Source organism: Streptomyces sp. CA-135486 (assembly GCF_050936555.1).
Taxonomy (GTDB): domain Bacteria; phylum Actinomycetota; class Actinomycetes; order Streptomycetales; family Streptomycetaceae; genus Streptomyces.
This window is the reverse complement of record NZ_JBNJMM010000002.1, coordinates 293,063-309,964: the sequence shown is the minus strand read 5'-3', so window position 1 is coordinate 309,964 and position 16,902 is coordinate 293,063. Positions and strand designations below refer to the sequence as shown.

Genomic DNA, 16,902 nt, shown 5'->3' with positions numbered 1-16,902 from the left:
TCCTGAGTACTACCTGGTAGGCCCGCTCTGACTAGGAACGGAACGCGTCCGCGTGCTCGCTCGCCCACTCCGCGAAGTTCCGCGCCGGACTCCCGGTGACCTTCTCCACGGTGTCGACGACGGTACGGCCGACGAGCGGGGTGTTCCCGTACGCCTCCACCAGGAAGCCGATCACTTCCTCCGGCTGTCCCGCGGCCCGCCACTGCTCGACCGCCTGCTCCTCGGTCAGCTCGACGAGCCGTATCTCCCGGCCGCGGGCCGCGGCGAGCGCGTCCGTCTTGTCCTGCAGGGTCAGCACCTGGGGGCCGGTGATCACGTACTCCTGGCCGCCATGCCCGTCCTCGGTGAGCGCCACCGCCGTGACCGCGCCGATGTCGCCCTCGTGAACCATCGCGCTGAGCCTGCCGGTGAACGGCTCGCGGACCTCGTCGGCGCCGCGGATGCCGTCAGCCCACTCCAGGGCGTTCGCCATGAACTCCACCGGCATCAGCACGGTCCACGCGAGGTCACTCGCGCGCACGGCGTCCTCCAGCAGGCTGGGGCCACCGCCGTGCAGCACGGTGACCCGGCGGACCCCGGCCTGGCGAGCGAGGTCGATGATCCGCGGGCCGGTCTCCAGCGGCGCGAAGTACGGTCCGCCGAAGGTGATCAGATGCAGGCCCGTGACGCCATCCAGGGCGGCGGCGAGCGATTCGGGGTCGGTGAGATCGCCCTGCACGACCTCGACCCCGGCGGGGAGGTCCGCCCTGGCGGGGTCGCGGGTCAGGGCACGGGCGGAGTGTCCACGGCTGAGGAGCTCGGCGACTACCTGGCGGCCGACGGTTCCGGTTGCTCCGGTTACGAGATTCGTCATGGGAAGAACGCTAGGAGGGCTTGCGGTCAGGTTCTGTCCGCATTCCGTCGGCATTCCGCCCGCAACGTCCCGCCCTACCAGGCCAGTTGGGCGATCTCCTCGGCGACGACGGCGCACGCGTCCGCCGCCGGGTCGATGAGCGGGAAGTGCCCGACGTCCTCCAGGAGAGTCAGCCCGACGGTCTCGCCCGCGCTGGCCGCGGCGTCGACGTACGACTCGGCGACGGCGTACGGCACGGTGATGTCGGCACGGCCCTGGACGACGACGGTGGCGATGCCGGTCGGCAGCAGCGCGACCGGGTCGACGTACGGGCTGCGCGCCTTGAACTCGCCCTCTCCGCCGAGGAGTTGGACGACCGCTCCGTTGCAGACGTCGAGCTCGACGGCGTGCGCGAAGTCGGCGATCGGGGCGAGCGCGACGACCCCGCGCAGGGCGGGCGGCGCCGGGAGCCGCCAGGGCGAACCAGTGGGCAGCACATGCCGCGCGGCGGCCCAGAGCGCGAGCTGGCCGCCGGCGGAGTGCCCGGTCACGACGATCCGCCGGACGTCCGCCTGCGGCAGCGCCTCCCGGGCGAGACCGGGCAGCGCGTCCATCGCGGCGGCGACGTCGTCGAACGTCTCCGGCCACCGCCCGGCGACGGGCCCGCTCCCGCGCTGCTGCGGAATCTCGCTCCCTCGCCGGTACTCGACATTGGCGACGGCGAGCCCGCGGCGGGCCAGGAAGTCCGCGAAGGGGGTGACATGCTGCCGGTCGTACGCCGCCCGCCAGGCCCCGCCGTGCAGGAGCACGACGAGCGGCACACTGGCCTGCCCCTCGCGGGGCGCGTAGAAGTCGACGACCTGGTCGGGATGGTCCCCGTACGGGACGGAAACGTCCGGCGCGACGGCGGGATGCGAGAAGGCCGACTCGGCCTCGGCGGCGTCACGGGCGACGGGGTCCGGCATTGCGGCTCCAACCTTCCGACGTAGTGGCGGAATTGACCTGACCAGCGGGGACGGTACCAGTCCTGCGCCGCGATCATGGGGCGAGAGGCGGGCGGGCGGGGTGGCTCGGGCCCGGGCGTATTCCCCTACCCGCCCTTCCCGTAACGGGGGGCGGCGCCCCCAGCCCCTCGGGTGGGTGCGGGGTGCCCTCGCGGCGCGAGACTGCGGCGGGCGGCGGGGCGAGTGCGCCTGCGGCGCGAAGCCGGCGCCCCCGGCGCCGCGCGCCGCGAGGCTGCCGCGGGACCAGGGTTACCGCACGGCGCGCGGGCTCAGCCCCCGCGAACCCGTTGCTCCGAGGTCCAGAGATGCGCGGGGGTGGGCACCCGCCGTGTCGGGAATCCGGCGCCGCCGGCTCCGGAGGGTCCGGGGCGAAGCCCCGGGAATGGGTGCCTCAGCCCTGCGCCCCCTCCCCTCGGGACCGGGCCCCGCGGCTGCCACGCCGCGGGGTCCGGGGCGGAGTCCCGGTTGCGGGAAGGGGCGGGTAGGGGAAAAGTCCCCCAGGGCTCAGGCCAGCACCTCGGCCAGCGTCGCCGCCGCCCGCTCCGTGTCCCCGAAGCCCACATACAACGGCGTGAACCCGAACCGCAGCACATCCGGCCGCCGCAGGTCCCCCACCACTCCCCGCGCGATCAGCTTCTCCATCACCGCGGGCGCGTCCGCGCACCGCAGTGCGACCTGGCTGCCGCGCGAGCCGTGGTCCGCCGGGGTCAGCGAGGTGACCGCGCCCCCCGGCACATACGCCTCGACGCACTCCAGGAAGAAGTCCGTCAGCGCCAGGCTCTTCGCCCGTACGGCGTCGATCGAGACCCCGTCCCACACATCCAGCGCCGCCTCCAGTGCCAGCATGGACAGGATGTCGGGCGTCCCCACCCGCCCCCGGACCGCGCCCGCCGCCGCCTCGAACCCGGCGGACATCGCGAACGGGTCCGCATGCGAGTTCCAGCCCGGCAGCGGGGAGTCGAAGGCCGCCTGATGGCGCTCGGCGACGTACAGATACGCCGGTGAACCCGGGCCGCCGTTCAGGTACTTGTAGGTGCAGCCGACGGCCAGGTCCACGCCGTGCGCGTCCAGGCCGACCGGCAGCGCGCCCGCGCTGTGGCACAGGTCCCAGACCGCCAGCGCGCCCGCCTCGTGGATCGCCGCCGTGAGCGACGGCAGATCGTGGAGACGGCCCGTGCGGTAGTCGACATGGTTGACCAGCGCGACCGCCGTGCGCGGGCCGAGCGCCGCCGGGAGGTCCGCGGGCGCGACCGGGACCAGGCGCTTGCCCGTCATCCGGGCCGCCGACTCGGCGATATAGCCGTCCGTCGGGAACGTCGTCGCATCGACGACGATGTCCGTACGGGAGTCGTCCCCGCCGAGCCGCACCGCACCCACAACCGCCTTGAAAACATTGACGCTTGTGGAGTCCCCGACCACTATCCGGCCCGGCGCCGCACCGACCAGCGGCGCAATCCGGTCCCCGATCCGCTGCGGCGCCGTCCACCATCCGCTCTCGTCCCACGAGCGGATCCGCAGCTCGCCCCACTGCCGGGTCACCACATCCGCGACCCGCGCGGGCACATGCGCGGGCAGCGCGCCCAGCGAGTTCCCGTCCAGATACACGGCCTCGTCGAGCGCGAACAGCTTGCGCGCCCCGGCCAGTTCATCGGCGGCGTCCAGCGCCGCGGCCCTCTGGGCGAGCGACTCAGACATGGCTGCGCGCCGTCCACAGCTCCGGGAAGACATTCTTGCGGGCCCGCTTCTCCAGCCAGGCCACCCCCGCCGAGCCGCCCGTCCCCGCCTTCGAGCCCATCGCCCGCCGCGTCGCGACCAGGTGGTCGTTGCGCCAGCGCCACACCAGCTCGCCGACATCCGTCAACGCCTCGCCGAGACGCACCAGTTCGGTGTCCTGGTCCGCGCCGCCGTACACCGCGGCCCAGACCTCCTCGATCTCCGCCGACGGCTCGTACTTCTGGGACAGGTCGCGGTCGAGGACCGAGGCCGGCACGGACAGCCCGCGCCGCGCGAGCAGCCGCAGCACCTCGTCGTACAGGCTCGGCGCCTGCAGCGCCTTCTCCAGCTCCGCATGGACGCGCGGCGCCCCCCGGTGCGGCACCAGCATCGACGCCGACTTCTCGCCGAGCAGGAACTCCATCCGCCGGTACATCGCGGACTGGAAGCCGGATCCCTCGCCCAGGGCACTGCGGTACGAGTTGAACTGTGCGGGGGTGAGGTGCGCGAGCGGCTTCCAGGAGGCGTTGAGCGACTCCAGTTCGTACGTGCTGCGCTTCAGGGCGGCCAGGGCGACGGGCAGATTGTCCTCGCGCAGTGCGCCGGCGGCCGTCTCCCACTCGTGGACGATGACAGTGAACCACAGCTCCATCACCTGGGTGGTGACCAGGAAGACCATCTCGCCCGGGTCGTCCGAGAGAGGGTGCTGGAGGTGGGTGAGGACGTCCGCCTGGACGTAGTCCTCGTAAGGAGTGGTGCCCGCGAAATCAAGATTCGGGGTCGCGTCATGTGACATCGCTGTCTCCTCGACGTGTCCGGGTAGCGGTCCGCCCCTTCCTGTTGGCTCGGGAGCCCCGGTCCCCACCGGCATCATAAGCCGCCGGTTCTTTCGCCGGTCAGAGCGTCGGGCCTGTGATGTACGTCCCGTCCTCGGCGTACGGCCAGGCATTGGAACGGCAGCCGTCGAGCCCCTTGATCTGCTGCATCATCACCGGCGCGGGCTTGCCGACGCCTCCGCAGCCCAGGTGGCGGCGGAGGCCGATCACGTGCCCGACCTCGTGGTTGATGATCAGATGCCGGTACTCGGCGGCCGGGCCGGCGAACGTCGGCGAGCCCAGCATCCAGCGGCGCAGATTCACGACGACACCGTCGGTGGTCTCGCAGTTCAGCTCGCCGTGGGTGTCCAGTCCCTGATCGCGACAGAGCCGGTCCGCGGTGGCCGGGGTGGCGATCCTGATCACGAAGTCGGCGTCGGTTTCCGCGGAGACCAGCTGGAAGGAGCCCCGGCCGTGCGCGGCCCAGCCGCGCGGGTGGGCGAGGATCTGCTGGATCTCGGCGGCGGCGTCCTTCGCGGAGATGTCGATGCCCTTCTCGACCTGTACGCGGTAGCGGCGCAGGGGGCCCGAGCCGGACGCTCGGCCGGCGGCCTCGGCCGTGGCGAAGGTGCCGTTGCCGGAGGCGGGAACCCTGGTGGCCGGCTTGCGCTTCGGCGGGGTCTTTTGGGACGGCCCGGCGGACGCATCCGCACGGCTGCGGGAGGGCGCCGATGCGGTGTCGCGCGGCTCGGGGCTCACGGTCGGCGCTACGGGCGGCCGGACGCGGCCGTCGGCCGCCTCCGGGGCGGGCTTCGTGCCGCCGCCCTGATAGTGCGCGAGGGCCGCGCCGCCGCCGAGGGCTAAGGCGGCGAGGGCCACGCCGGGCAGGAGTGTCCGGGTCAGCGGAGGGCGACGGGGCGCCCGTTTTCGACGGCTGCGACTGTCCAACGGAAACGCCCCCTGTGTATATCGGCAGTGTGCGGGCCGGAGCGCCGAAAGGCCCGCACCCCCTGTACAGACGGGGGATACGGGCCTTCGGTTCAGTTTTCGGCGCGGGGCGTCAGCTCAGCGTGTCAGCTCAGCGTGTCGGCCGCGGTCTGCGAGGAGTCACGCAGGAACGTCGTGCAGCGCTCGTACTCCGCCTGCTCACCGATCGCCTGCGCGGCGCGGGCCAGCGCGTGCAGCGCCCGCAGGAAGCCGCGGTTCGGCTCGTGCTCCCACGGCACCGGGCCATGGCCCTTCCAGCCGCTGCGGCGCAGCGAGTCGAGGCCCCGGTGGTAGCCGGTGCGGGCGTAGGCGTACGACTCCACGACGCGGCCTGCCTCGAATGCGTCGTCGGCGAGCCGGGCCCAGGCCAGCGAGGAGGTCGGGTACTTGGCCGCGACCTCGGCGGGGGCCGTCCCGGCGGCGAGCAGCTCGCGCGGCTCGGGTTCGTCGGGCAGATGGGTCGGGGGCGGTCCCCCCAGCAGATTTTCATGGATCGACATGGGTTCCAGTGTCACAGGTCCATGGGAAGTCCGTGGCAGCGGGCGCGGTGGGGTGCGGTCCGGGTGCGGGGCTTGGGGGTCCGGGTGCGGGGCTTGGGGGTCCGGGGTGCCCGGCGCCGTGTGGTGCGGGTTCCGGGTCGCCTCCGGGCTCGACTCCTCGGCGTCGGCGGCGATGAGGGGTTCGTAACGGTCACCCGGTGTTGGCCGCCAATCGCCTGCGGGGACGACCCTGCACCGCCCCTCCCCACCGGGACGCCAGAGGCGCGGGCGGGCCCCGCGCAGCGGCCACCCCCGCACCGATTGAGGCGTGGGGTCCGGGGCGCAGCCCCCGGTCAAGGGCCCGCCGACCCGGTCACCCGTTCCTCCGCCTGTTCGAGCGGTGGCGCCGAGACCCCGCAGTTCACCCGGCACTGCGGCCGAGCCCGCGCCAGGACGTCCGCCGGTGCCGGCCTCCGTACCGTCGTCCACGCGATCAGCGAGCCCAGCACCAGCAGACCCGCGCATATCGGCATCGCCCGCCGGAACGTCTCGCCGAACTCCGTCGCCGACCGGTAAGCCTCCGGGCCCATCCCCGCCAGCAGCGGCAGCGCGGCCACCGCGAGCAGACCGGCCGCGCGGGCGGCCGCGTTGTTGATGCCGCTCGCAAGCCCCGCCCGCGCCGTCTCCACGGAGGCCAGCACCGTCGCGGTCAGCGGCGCCACCAGCGTCACCATGCCCAGGCCCATGACCAGCAGCGCGGGCAGAACATCGGACAGATACGAGGCGTTCTCGTCCACGCGCAGCATCAGCAGCATCCCGCCCGCGCACAGCAGCGGGCCCACGGTGAGCGGGATGCGCGGGCCGATCCGCTGTGCCAACTCACCCGATCTCGCCGACAGAAGCAGCATCAGCACGGTGGTGGGCAGCAGCGCGGTACCGGCGCCGAGTGCCGAGTAGCCCACCACCACCTGGAGTTGCAGGGCGGCCAGGAAGAAGAACCCGGCGAAGGCCGCGTACACGCACAGCGTCACCAGATTGACGGCGGTGAACTGCCGTGAGCGGAAGATCGACGGCGGCAGCATCGGATCCGCCCGCCGCCGCTCGACGAGCACGAAGGCCGCCCCGACGAGGACGCCAGCCACGCCCGCCCACACCTGCGGCGCGATGAGCGCGTACGTCACCAGCGCCAGCGCCGCCGCGCCGAGCGCCGCCCCCAGCACATCGAACCGGCCGTGGTGCTCCGGGTCGCGTGACTCCGGGACATGCCGGAGAGCGACCGGCACACACAGCGCGGCCAGCGGCACGTTGAGCAGAAACACCCAGCGCCAGCCGGGACCGTCGACGAGCCAGCCGCCGACGAACGGGCCGATCGCCGCTCCGACGCCGCCGAGCCCCGACCACAGCCCGACCGCGCGGGCCCGGTCGTCGGGGTGGAAGCTCGCCTGGATCAGGGCCAGCGACCCCGGGGTGAGCAGCGCACCGCCGATGCCCTGCAGGGCACGCGCGCCCACCAGGACCACATCATTGGGGGCCAGACCGCACAGCAGCGAGCCCACCGCGAACCACACCACGCCGAACACGAAGATCTTCCGCCGCCCATAGCGGTCGCCGAGCGCCCCGCCCAGCAGGATCAGCGAGGCCAGGGTGAGCATGTAGGCGTTGACGGTCCACTGCAGTACCGCCATGTCGCTGTTGAGGTCGCGCCCGATACGGGGCAGCGCGACATTGACGACGGTCGAGTCCAGCAGCGCCATGCTGGACCCGAGCACGGTCGTCAGAATCACCCAGCGGCCGGTGGCGGTGGAGAGCCGGATGCTGCCCGGAATCTTCTCCCCGGGGCTCATCCCTGCCGGGCTCTGCTGTTCCGACCTCTGCTGTTCCGACCTCTGCTGCTCCGCCGGGCTCTGCTCCGCCGGGCTCTGCTGCTCCGGGCTCCGCTCCCCCGGACCTGTCTCCCCCGGCCTGTTGTCCATATCCCGGATCATCCTCGGGCCGGGCGCCTCAGGCCAGCCGGCGGAGGGCACGGATCAGGGCGTCCACACCCTGCTCCGCCTTGGGCCGGGGACAGCCGATGTTGAACCGTACGAAGCCGTCGCAGTCGTATGTCGTGCCCGGCATGATCGCGACCTTCTCCCGCTCGATCAGCTCCCGTTGCAGGTCCGCGTCGTCGACGCCGAGGGGCCGCAGGTCGATCCAGGCGAGATAGCCGGCCTGGGGCGGCCGCCAGCCGAGCTCCGGGAACGCGGAGCCGAGCCGCTCGGCGACCATCCGCAGATTCCCCGCCACATACGCGCCGAGCGCGTCCAGCCAGGGCCCGCCCCGGCGGTACGCCGCTATGTGCGCGGTCAGCGACAGCACGGCGGGCGAGGCGAGCCCCTCACCCGTTTGCATCCGGCGCAGAAACTCCGCATGGTCGTCCGGGTCGCCGATGATCCCGTACGAACCGCTCAGTGCCGGGAAGTTGAAGGCCTTGGTGGCGGAGGTGATCAGCGCCCAGCGGCCGGTCCCGAACCGCGTCCACGGCAGATGGCGCTGCCCGTCCGACACGAAATCGGGGTGTACGAAGTCGGCGTGTATCTCGTCGCTGACGACCGCGACGCCGTGCGCGGCCGCCAGCCGGGCCGTCTGAGCCAGCTCGGCCCCGGTCCACACCCGACCGGTCGGATTGTGGGGCGAGCAGAGGACCAGCACCTTGCTGCCGGGGCGGGCGAGCTGCCGCTCCAGGGCCGTCATATCGCCGACCGGCACCCCGCGCAGCTCCCGCCCGAGGCCGGATATCGCCTTGCGGAAGCCGTCGTACGTCGGGGTGTGGACGACCACGCCGTCGCCCGGCTCGGTCCACATCCGCAGCAGCTGGGAGAGCTGGTTGAGGACGGAGGGCCCGTACACGATGCGCCCGGTGTCGATCTCGGTGCCGTGCCGGCTCGAGAACCAGTCACCCACCGCGGACAGGAAGTCGTCGTGCCGCCAGTCGGTGTAGCCGAAGACTCCGTGCGCGATACGCCGCTGAAGCGCGTCCAGCACCTCCGGCGGGGAGGTGAAGTCCATGTCGGAGATGGTGAAGGGCAGCAGCCCGTCGGCCCCGAAACGGTCCGCGACCCCGTCCCACTGGATGCACCACGTGCCGCGCCGGTCGACGGGAGTGTCAAAGTCATAGCTCACGATGAAGTCCTTCCCGGGGCATGCCGCGGGCCCGGCACCCCGCGAAGGGGTGCCGGGCCCGTCGGACGAAACGGCGCTTACTTGAGCTTGGTGCCCGTGGAGCGCAGCGCGGCGCAGGCCTCGGCGACGCGCTTGGCCATACCGGCCTCGGCCGCCTTGCCCCAGGTGCGCGGGTCGTAGGTCTTCTTGGAGCCGACCTCGCCGTCGACCTTCAGGACGCCGTCGTAGTTCTTGAACATGTGGTCCGCGACCGGGCGCGTGAAGGCGTACTGGGTGTCGGTGTCGAGGTTCATCTTCACGACGCCGTTCTCCAGGGCGGTGGCGATCTCCTCGGCCGTGGAGCCGGAGCCGCCGTGGAAGACGAAGTCGAAGGGGTTCGACTTGCCGTACTTCTCGCCGACGCCCTGCTGCAGGTCCTTCAGCAGCTCGGGGCGGAGTACGACATTGCCCGGCTTGTAGACGCCGTGGACGTTGCCGAAGGAGGCGGCCAGCAGGTAGCGGCCCTTGTCGCCCAGGCCGAGCGCCTCGGCGGTGCGCAGCGCGTCGTCGACGCTGGTGTACAGCTCGTCGTTGATCTCGTGGGTGACGCCGTCCTCCTCGCCGCCGGTCGGGGTGATCTCGACCTCAAGGATGATCTTGGCGGCGGCGGCCTGCGCCAGCAGCTCCTGGGCGATGTCCAGGTTGTCGGCGAGGGTCTCGGCCGAGCCGTCCCACATGTGGGACTGGAACAGCGGGTTCTGGCCGCCTGCGACGCGCTCGGCGGAGATGGCGAGCAGCGGGCGGACATAGCCGTCCAGCTTGTCCTTGGGGCAGTGGTCCGTGTGCAGCGCGACGGTGATGTCGTACTTGGCGGCGACGATGTGCGCGAACTCGGCGAGGGCGACGGCGCCGGTGACCATGTCCTTGCTGTGCTGGCCACCCAGGAACTCGGCACCGCCGGTCGAAATCTGGATGATGCCGTCGCTCTCGGCCTCCGCGAAGCCGCGCAGCGCAGCGTGCAGGGTCTGGGACGAGGTCACATTGATGGCCGGGTAGGCGAACTTGCCTGCCTTCGCCCGGTCGAGCATCTCGTTGTAGACCTCGGGAGTCGCGATGGGCATGTGTCCGCTCCTTGTGATGTGCGGGTATGTGGTGCTTCGGCCCTGACCTGGGGGCGACGTCATCGTCGGCGCCTATCTTTCCAGACTCTTGGCTCGGCTCCACCAGGCGTGCTGCCCGGACGTGCGCGAGGCCCCGGCTGTTTCACGTGAAACAGCCGGGGCCTCACTATCACCGCAGGTCAGAGATTGATCAGGCGAGCTCGAGCTCATCCAGGGAGTACGCGTAGAGGTACGGGACGCCTGCCGTGCCGCTGATCTTCTCGCCCGCGCCGGTCGCCCGGTCGACGATCGTGGCGACCGCGACCACCTCGCCGCCGGCCTCGCGGACGGCCTCGACGGCGGTCAGCGGGGAGCCGCCGGTGGTGGAGGTGTCCTCGACGACGAGGCAGCGGCGGCCCTTGATGTCCGGGCCCTCGACGCGGCGCTGCATGCCGTGCGCCTTGGCGGCCTTGCGTACGACGAAGGCGTCGACGCGCTTTCCGCGGGCGGCGGAGGCATGCAGGATCGCGGTCGCCACCGGGTCGGCGCCGAGGGTCAGCCCGCCGACGCAGTCGAAGTCCAGCTCCGCGGTCAGGTCCGACATCACCTGACCGACCAGCGGGGCGGCCGCGCCGTCCAGCGTGATCCGGCGCAGGTCCACGTAGTAGTCGGCCTCAAGACCCGAGGAGAGGGTCACCTTGCCGTGCACCACGGCCTTGTCCTTGATCTGCTGGAGCAGCTCAGCACGTACGTCAGTCATGCTCGCCAGCTTAAAGGCGGCGCCAGCTCCAGGTTGTCGCGATCTCCAGGGGCTCGATCGGGGTGACGAACTGGGGGTGGGTGTTGAGCCCGTTCGGCGGGCCGGACTGCGGTTCCACGCAGACAGCCTCGGCCTGCTCGTCGTAGATCACGACCCATTCGGCGCGGCTGGTGACGGTGAGCTCCAGCTGCTGCGGCCAGGTGAGCGTGACCTTGACGCCCTCGGGCATCCCGAAACAGTCGTCCCAGGGTCCGGGGCGGGGCGTGATGCGCTGCCCGGTGGGCAGGTGGTCGGCTCCCCGCTCCTCCTGCCACTCGGCCGTGAAATCGACGCGCGCGTCTTCGCCGCCGAGGTTGCGGCGGAACCAGGGGTGCCAGCCGGCCTGCGCCGGGAAGGACGTGTCGTACGTCTCGATGCCCATGGTGAGGGTGAGCGAGTCCTCGGCGAGATCGAAGGTCTGGGTGACCCGTCCGGTGTACGGCCAGGGCTCGGCGAGGTCATAGGTGAAGGCTGCGTCGCTCTTGGTGGTGCGGGCGGTGCGCCAGGCGGTGTCCCGTCCGGTGCCGTGGATGGCATGGGGCGGGGAGTTGAGCGGCAGTTGGTGGGGCACGTCGCCGTTGTGGAACAGGCCGCCTGCGACGCGGCCGCACCAGGGGACCATGGGGAATGCGCCGTACCGCTCGCCCTGGCGCAGCACCTCGGTGCCGCCGATGGCCAGGCTTGCGACGCGGCAGCCGTTGTGGGGGTGGACGGTCAACTCGACGTCTCCGGCAGCCAGCCGGACGCTCTCTTCGCTGCTACTCACACAACGACAGTACTGGCGGCGGCTACTTACGGCGGCGAAGCACGCGTCCGACAACCACGGCGGAGGCGAGCGCGAGAGCGGCGGCGGGTGCGATCCAGCGCAGGGTGGCGCTGGCGGACCCGGCGTCGGGCGCGGGCACGGGCGCGTAACGCCCCCGCGGCGGCGCGTGATCGACCTCCTCGGCACTGCGCCCGATCATGGTCCGCCGCGCGTGGGCGGCTTCGGCGGGCGGCTCGTCCGCGCCGAAATCGGCGTCGGCCAGCGGATCCAACGAGGGCGCGGGCACGGGCGCGTCAAACACGGACGCGGCCGACTCGCTGCCATCCGCGTCCTCGGCGTCGTCGGCGATGGGCTGCGCCGCGTCGGGGCGCTCGGCGGCGCCCGGGTCCGCGGACGGGGGCGTATCCGCCGCGTCTGCGCCGACGTCAGCGGCAGCGGGCAGGCCCCCGCGCGCGTCGTCGGAGTCCACCCCGTCGGACCGGTTCGTATCTGCCGCCTCGGCGTCGCCGGACGCAACGGCGTCGTCCACGCCCTTCGCGTCGCCGGCCGCAACGGCGTCCCCGGCCCCGGGCTGACCCGCACCCGCGTCGTCAGACGCCGCCGCGGCCTGGGACAGGCGCTCCGCCGCGCGGTCCAGGAGTCTGCGGGCCGCGGCTTCCGTCGTTGCCGGCTCCAGCTCCGACAGCCGGCCCTCCGACCGTGCCGTTCCCGTGAACGTCAGCGTCGTGCCGCCTTCCGCCGGCTTCAGGCCGACGGTCAGCGCCACCTTCGCCGAGCCCGAGCCGCGTGCCTCCACGCCCTCGCCCTCCACCGCGAAGACCTCGCCCTGTTCCACGATGCGCAAGGTGCCGCGGTAGGTGATCGTGTGACCGCCGATCCGGAGCTTCAGGCGGCCCGAGAGCGGCCCCGCCGACGCGTCCGCGTCCTGTTGGAGGCCCGGCACGCAGCGCGCGACCCGCGCGGGGTCCCTCAGGGCCTGTCGGACGGTCTCTGCCGCAACCGGAACGAACACCTCATGCTCCATGGGAGCCGAGCCTACTCAGGCCGGACGCCCACGTCTGCGTTTCAGTCGCTGTAGCGCGGGTGCACCAGAGTCGACGCCGGCAGACCCACCCGCCGGGTACGCTCCGCGCCCCACGACGCCTCCGCCAGCACCGCCGCGTCCAGCGTCGGCAGCGGAGGTGCGCCGGGCGCGAGCGCGAGGTCCGGCAGCCGACCCGGCGCGGCGAGCAGGAAACCCCAGTCGTCCGGCGCGGACGCCGTGCCGGTGGAACGGTCCGGGCCCGCAGGCCCGGCCAGGCGGCCGGTGGCGCGGTACGGACGGGTGCCGAACCCCGCCGCCCGCAGCGTCGCGTCGACCGTCCAGTACGTCCGCGGCCGAGAGGCCAGCGGCCCCGCGTGCACCGCCAGCCGGCCGCCGTCCGCGAGGACCCGCGCCGCGAGTCCGTAGAACTCCTGCGAGTACAGCTTTGTGCTCGCTGTGATGCCCGGATCCGGCAGATCCGAGATCACCACGTCGTACGTCCCCCTGGGCTCCCGCAGCCAGGTGAAGGCGTCCGCCGTGACCACCCGCACCCGCCGGTCGCGATACGCATACCGGTTCAGCACGGCAAGCGCCGGATCCGTCTGTGCCAGCCGCACGACCCCCGGGTCCAGCTCGACGACGGTCACCGACTCGACGTCCGGATAGCGCAGCACCTCCCGCGCCGCCAGCCCGTCACCCCCGCCCAGGATCAGCACCCGCGCATGCCGCCCCCGCATCGCCGGGTGGACCAGCGCCTCGTGGTAGCGGTGCTCGTCGCGCCCGCTGACCCGCAGCCGCCCGTCCAGGAACAGGTCCAGCGGCCCCGACCGCCCACCGGTGAGCACGACTTCCTGGACACCGGTATGTACGGCGACCCGCACCTGGTCCCCGTACACCGCCGTGCGCGCGGCCCGCTCGAAGTCGTCGACCAGCACGGTCGCGGTCGCCAGCACCGCGAGCACCGTCACATTGGCGACCAGCAGCCCCGCGCGCCAACGCCCTGTCAGATCCCGCCGGAACAGCCACAGCACGAGCGAGCCGCCCGCCGCCGCATTGACGGCGCCCGTCAGCAGCGCGCCGGTCAACTGCCCCAGCCACGGCAGCAGCAGGAACGGAAAGGCGAGGCCGCCCACCAGCGCGCCCACATAGTCCGCGGCGAACAGATCCGCGACCGTGCCCTCCGCGTCGCGCCGCGAGATGCGCTGGATCAGCGACATCAGCAGCGGGATCTCCGCGCCGATCAGCACCCCGATCGCGAGGGAGAAGCCCACCAGCACGAACCGGGATTCGCCGATCCAGGCGAACGCGGCGTACAGCACCAGCGCCGAGCAGCCGCCGACCAGGGCAAGTGCCGTCTCCAGCAGGCCGAATCCGACCGCGGGCCGGCAGCGCAGCCGCTTCGCGAGGAGCGAGCCGATGCCCATCGCGAAGACCATCACGGACAGCACGACGGACGCCTGCGTGACGGAGTCGCCGATCAAGTACGAGGCGAGGGCGACCAGTTCGAGCTCGTACACCAATCCGCAGGCGGCGCAGACGAAGACCGCCGTCAGCACCAGATACCGGCCGGCGTCGGGGCGCACGGGCAGCCGCACCACGTACGGAGGCGGTGAAGTCTGCTGCCGATCGATCATATTCGTTACGCTACGTCAGGGATTACATGCTTCCTGTCACCCACAAGGGTTCAAACTACGACGCGGACGCCTGAGGGCGCCTCAGCCTGCCGCGAGCCGGAGGGGAGGACGCTACCGACCCGCGTACGGGTGACGACAAGACGGCCCTCCTGCGGATACGCATGCCAGGTACGCCAGCGCACCTGTCCGTCCAGACGCTGAGCCAGCATCGCCGTGAAAGCGTGCGGGGAGCCCGGAAACGTTCCGGCGAGACCCAGCGGATGGTCGGCGACCAGCGCGAGCAACTCCTGTGCCCGGCCCGCGAACGAGCGGTTCGAGAGCGTCTCGACGCGCGCCGCGAACTCGTACTCCCAGTCGCCGAGCCGCTTGGCGACGCCGAGCGGCAGCGGCGTGCTGGAGCCGGACATGCAGGCGACGGTCTCTGAGCAGTTGCCCTGCTTCTCCTCAAGGAGCACCTGATGGGAGGCGCCCAGCAGTCGCAACTGCAGCTTCGCTCCGGACAGTTCGAGGTCGAGGACGGCCAGGGCGGGGAGCGGCTCCCGACCCAGCGCCCAGGCGAGATCGTCGGCGCGGGTGTCGGTATACGCGGTATGGAGGGTCGTGAGCATGGGTCGGCTCCGCAAAACACGCTTCGGCGGGAGGACACGTGGACCGGGGGCGCCCCTGAGGGGAGTTGAAGAAAATCCGGGGAACGCCCTGCTCGGGTCCACATCAGGTCCGAGGGCTGGATGGTTCCTACAGGTTCCAACAGCGAGGGAATCATGAACTGCGCGACGCCCACAGCCTTTTTACCCAACTTGCAGTCGTTTCATCCCGTCGGGGGCCTCAGGGTTCAACTGTTCAACCAAAAAGTACCGCGATGGACATCAACAAGGAGGCACCCGGCGGGAGTTCACCCGCCAGGTGCCTTCAGTGGTCGCGGACCAGCTGCCCCGTGTCAGCTGCCTCCGCCACCGCATCCTCCCCCGCCGCCACAGGACGAGCCGCCCCCGCAGGAAGAACCACCACCGCAGGAATGGTGGCCACTCCCGCCCGAGGAGCCGCCCGAGTCACCGCCGCCGGCCCACCAGCTGCCCGCGCTACTGCTGCCGGCCGTGCCCCGGCGGCTCCCCTTGACGCGCTTGTCGCGGCCGGAGGCGGACGCCATCGCGACGACCACGACCACCACGAACAGCACGATCACAATCCCGATGAAAGCTGCCACTGCGCTCACCGTCCTCTCTCGTTCCCCCGAAGCGAGCCCCCCGCGTCTTTGCGTGACCGCTTCTTGCGTGAGAGGGGGATGCCCCCGGCCCCACGGACCCAAAGCAGACTTGAGCAACTCCAGAGCTTCGGCCCAGGATGGCGACCATGACTGCACGCGAACCGGGACCACGACCGCTGCTCAACCGCCGGCTGGCGGAATTCGGCACGACGATCTTCGCGGAGATGTCGGCGCTGGCCGCAGCGACCGGGTCGATCAACCTCGGCCAGGGCTTCCCCGACACCGACGGCCCCGAAGAGGTCAGGGAGGCTGCGGTACGGGCGCTGCGCGACGGCCGCGGCAATCAGTACCCGCCTGGGCCCGGCGTCCCCGAGCTGCGCACCGCGATCGCCGACCACCAGAGGCAGCGCTACTCGCTGCCGTACGACCCCGACACCGAGGTGCTGGTCACGGCGGGCGCGACCGAGGCGATCGCGGCCACGCTGCTGGCGCTGGTGGAGCCGGGCGACGAGGTCATCGCACTGGAGCCGTACTACGACTCGTACGCCGCCTGCATCGCGATGGCGGGCGGCAGCCGCGTCCCGGTGACCCTGCGTCCGCGCGAGGGTGCGTACCACCTCGACCTCGACGAGCTGCGGGACGCGGTCACCGACCGGACGCGACTGATCCTGCTGAACACGCCGCACAACCCGACCGGCACGGTGCTCACCCGCGACGAGCTCGCCGCGATCGCCGAGCTCGCCGTCGAACGTGATCTGCTGGTCGTCACCGACGAGGTCTACGAGCATCTGGTCTTCGACGGCGAGCATGTGCCGATCGCGGCCTTCCCCGGGATGCGGGAGCGCACGGTCAGCATCTCGTCGGCGGGCAAGACCTTCTCGTTCACCGGCTGGAAGGTCGGCTGGGTGACGGCGTCCCCCGAGCTGGTGACGGCGGTCCGCTCGGCGAAGCAGTTCCTGACCTATGTGTCGGCGGGGCCCTTCCAGTACGCGGTCGCGGAAGCGCTGCGGCTGCCGCAGACGTACTTCGACGGTCTGCGAGACGATCTGCGCGCCAAGCGCGATCTGCTGAGCGCGGGTCTCGCGGACGCCGGTTTCGAGGTCTACCTCCCGGCCGGTACGTACTTCGTCACCACCGACATCAGGTCCGTGGGCGAGGACGACGGCTTCGCCTTCTGCCGCGCGCTGCCGCAGCGGTGCCAGGTGGTGGCAATCCCGAACGCGGTCTTCTACGACCACCGCGAACAGGGCGCGCCGTTCGTTCGGTTCGCCTTCTGCAAGCGCGAAACGGTGCTGGAGGAGGCGGTGACGCGCCTCAAGGGGCTCGCTAGCGGCTGACGCCCCGGCTGTCACGGGTGACACGCGGCCTTTCAGCCGACCGGGTAGGAACCCGGCCCTGTCGGCT

16 protein-coding genes are annotated in these 16,902 nt (G+C 71.8%); 1 reads left to right on the top strand and 15 read right to left on the bottom strand.

From position 1 onward, the window contains the following. Positions 1–31: 31 nt before the first annotated feature. The 15 genes from ACQEVG_RS20470 to ACQEVG_RS20400 form a co-directional block, all read right to left on the bottom strand. Positions 32–853: an NAD(P)H-binding protein gene (locus ACQEVG_RS20470; RefSeq protein ID WP_432986034.1), complete on the bottom strand. Its 822-nt coding sequence runs from the start codon at positions 851–853 to the stop codon at positions 32–34. A gap of 74 nt (positions 854–927) precedes the next feature. Continuing rightward, the gene (locus ACQEVG_RS20465) at positions 928–1,797 is read right to left on the bottom strand and encodes an alpha/beta hydrolase family protein (RefSeq protein WP_432986032.1); all 870 of its coding nucleotides are present in this window, start codon (positions 1,795–1,797) and stop codon (positions 928–930) included. A gap of 543 nt (positions 1,798–2,340) precedes the next feature. Further along, a complete protein-coding gene (kynU, locus tag ACQEVG_RS20460; protein WP_432986030.1) occupies positions 2,341–3,531 on the bottom strand; it encodes a kynureninase in 1,191 nt (396 codons plus the stop codon). Continuing rightward, entirely contained in the window at positions 3,524–4,345 is an 822-nt protein-coding gene (locus tag ACQEVG_RS20455) for a tryptophan 2,3-dioxygenase family protein (RefSeq protein ID WP_432986028.1), read from the bottom strand. The genes kynU and ACQEVG_RS20455 overlap by 8 nt, the downstream gene beginning before the upstream one ends. A gap of 100 nt (positions 4,346–4,445) precedes the next feature. Further along, positions 4,446–5,243, bottom strand: a complete 798-nt coding sequence (locus tag ACQEVG_RS20450) for a DUF3152 domain-containing protein (protein ID WP_432986026.1) — start codon at positions 5,241–5,243, stop codon at positions 4,446–4,448. 194 nt (positions 5,244–5,437) lie between these two features. Continuing rightward, positions 5,438–5,851, bottom strand: coding sequence for a DUF3151 domain-containing protein (locus tag ACQEVG_RS20445; RefSeq protein WP_432986024.1), 414 nt, complete (start codon positions 5,849–5,851; stop codon positions 5,438–5,440). 332 nt (positions 5,852–6,183) lie between these two features. After that, a complete protein-coding gene (locus tag ACQEVG_RS20440) occupies positions 6,184–7,674 on the bottom strand; it encodes an MFS transporter (protein WP_432992764.1) in 1,491 nt (496 codons plus the stop codon). A gap of 157 nt (positions 7,675–7,831) precedes the next feature. Beyond that, the gene (locus tag ACQEVG_RS20435) at positions 7,832–8,992 is read right to left on the bottom strand and encodes a MalY/PatB family protein (protein ID WP_432986022.1); all 1,161 of its coding nucleotides are present in this window, start codon (positions 8,990–8,992) and stop codon (positions 7,832–7,834) included. 77 nt (positions 8,993–9,069) lie between these two features. After that, positions 9,070–10,092, bottom strand: a complete 1,023-nt coding sequence (gene fbaA / locus ACQEVG_RS20430; RefSeq protein ID WP_432986020.1) for a class II fructose-bisphosphate aldolase — start codon at positions 10,090–10,092, stop codon at positions 9,070–9,072. Positions 10,093–10,282: 190 nt separating this feature from the next. Next, the gene (gene pyrE, locus ACQEVG_RS20425; RefSeq protein WP_432986018.1) at positions 10,283–10,831 is read right to left on the bottom strand and encodes an orotate phosphoribosyltransferase; all 549 of its coding nucleotides are present in this window, start codon (positions 10,829–10,831) and stop codon (positions 10,283–10,285) included. 10 nt (positions 10,832–10,841) lie between these two features. Next, entirely contained in the window at positions 10,842–11,636 is a 795-nt protein-coding gene (locus ACQEVG_RS20420; protein ID WP_432986016.1) for an aldose 1-epimerase, read from the bottom strand. A gap of 22 nt (positions 11,637–11,658) precedes the next feature. Further along, complete coding sequence (locus ACQEVG_RS20415) at positions 11,659–12,660, bottom strand: SRPBCC domain-containing protein (protein ID WP_432986013.1); 1,002 nt, start codon at positions 12,658–12,660, stop codon at positions 11,659–11,661. 41 nt (positions 12,661–12,701) lie between these two features. After that, on the bottom strand, positions 12,702–14,294 hold the full coding sequence (locus ACQEVG_RS20410) for a polyamine aminopropyltransferase (protein ID WP_432986011.1): 1,593 nt from the start codon (positions 14,292–14,294) through the stop codon (positions 12,702–12,704). A 50-nt stretch (positions 14,295–14,344) separates the two neighbouring features. Then, positions 14,345–14,902 carry a DUF2617 family protein gene (locus tag ACQEVG_RS20405; RefSeq protein ID WP_432986009.1) on the bottom strand — a complete coding sequence of 186 codons (558 nt, stop codon included), beginning with the start codon at positions 14,900–14,902 and terminating at the stop codon, positions 14,345–14,347. 329 nt (positions 14,903–15,231) lie between these two features. Beyond that, positions 15,232–15,498, bottom strand: coding sequence for a hypothetical protein (locus ACQEVG_RS20400; protein ID WP_432986007.1), 267 nt, complete (start codon positions 15,496–15,498; stop codon positions 15,232–15,234). A gap of 137 nt (positions 15,499–15,635) precedes the next feature. On the opposite strand from ACQEVG_RS20400, the gene ACQEVG_RS20395 reads away from it, so the two are divergent. Then, positions 15,636–16,835 (top strand): pyridoxal phosphate-dependent aminotransferase, encoded by a 1,200-nt coding sequence (locus ACQEVG_RS20395; RefSeq protein WP_432986005.1) that lies wholly within the window; start codon positions 15,636–15,638, stop codon positions 16,833–16,835. Positions 16,836–16,902: the final 67 nt, after the last annotated feature.

Bases quoted from the DNA above. Each gene is read 5' to 3' on its own strand.
- ACQEVG_RS20415 (WP_432986013.1), bottom strand. From the start codon at position 12,660: ATGGAGCATGAGGTGTTCGTTCCGGTTGCGGCAGAGACCGTCCGACAG.
- ACQEVG_RS20405 (WP_432986009.1), bottom strand. From the start codon at position 14,902: ATGCTCACGACCCTCCATACCGCGTATACCGACACCCGCGCCGACGAT.
- ACQEVG_RS20395 (WP_432986005.1), top strand. From the start codon at position 15,636: ATGGCGACCATGACTGCACGCGAACCGGGACCACGACCGCTGCTCAAC.
- ACQEVG_RS20445 (WP_432986024.1), bottom strand. From the start codon at position 5,851: ATGTCGATCCATGAAAATCTGCTGGGGGGACCGCCCCCGACCCATCTG.
- ACQEVG_RS20455 (WP_432986028.1), bottom strand. From the start codon at position 4,345: ATGTCACATGACGCGACCCCGAATCTTGATTTCGCGGGCACCACTCCT.
- kynU (WP_432986030.1), bottom strand. From the start codon at position 3,531: ATGTCTGAGTCGCTCGCCCAGAGGGCCGCGGCGCTGGACGCCGCCGAT.
- fbaA (WP_432986020.1), bottom strand. From the start codon at position 10,092: ATGCCCATCGCGACTCCCGAGGTCTACAACGAGATGCTCGACCGGGCG.
- ACQEVG_RS20410 (WP_432986011.1), bottom strand. From the start codon at position 14,294: ATGATCGATCGGCAGCAGACTTCACCGCCTCCGTACGTGGTGCGGCTG.
- ACQEVG_RS20470 (WP_432986034.1), bottom strand. From the start codon at position 853: ATGACGAATCTCGTAACCGGAGCAACCGGAACCGTCGGCCGCCAGGTA.
- ACQEVG_RS20440 (WP_432992764.1), bottom strand. From the start codon at position 7,674: ATGAGCCCCGGGGAGAAGATTCCGGGCAGCATCCGGCTCTCCACCGCC.
- ACQEVG_RS20465 (WP_432986032.1), bottom strand. From the start codon at position 1,797: ATGCCGGACCCCGTCGCCCGTGACGCCGCCGAGGCCGAGTCGGCCTTC.
- pyrE (WP_432986018.1), bottom strand. From the start codon at position 10,831: ATGACTGACGTACGTGCTGAGCTGCTCCAGCAGATCAAGGACAAGGCC.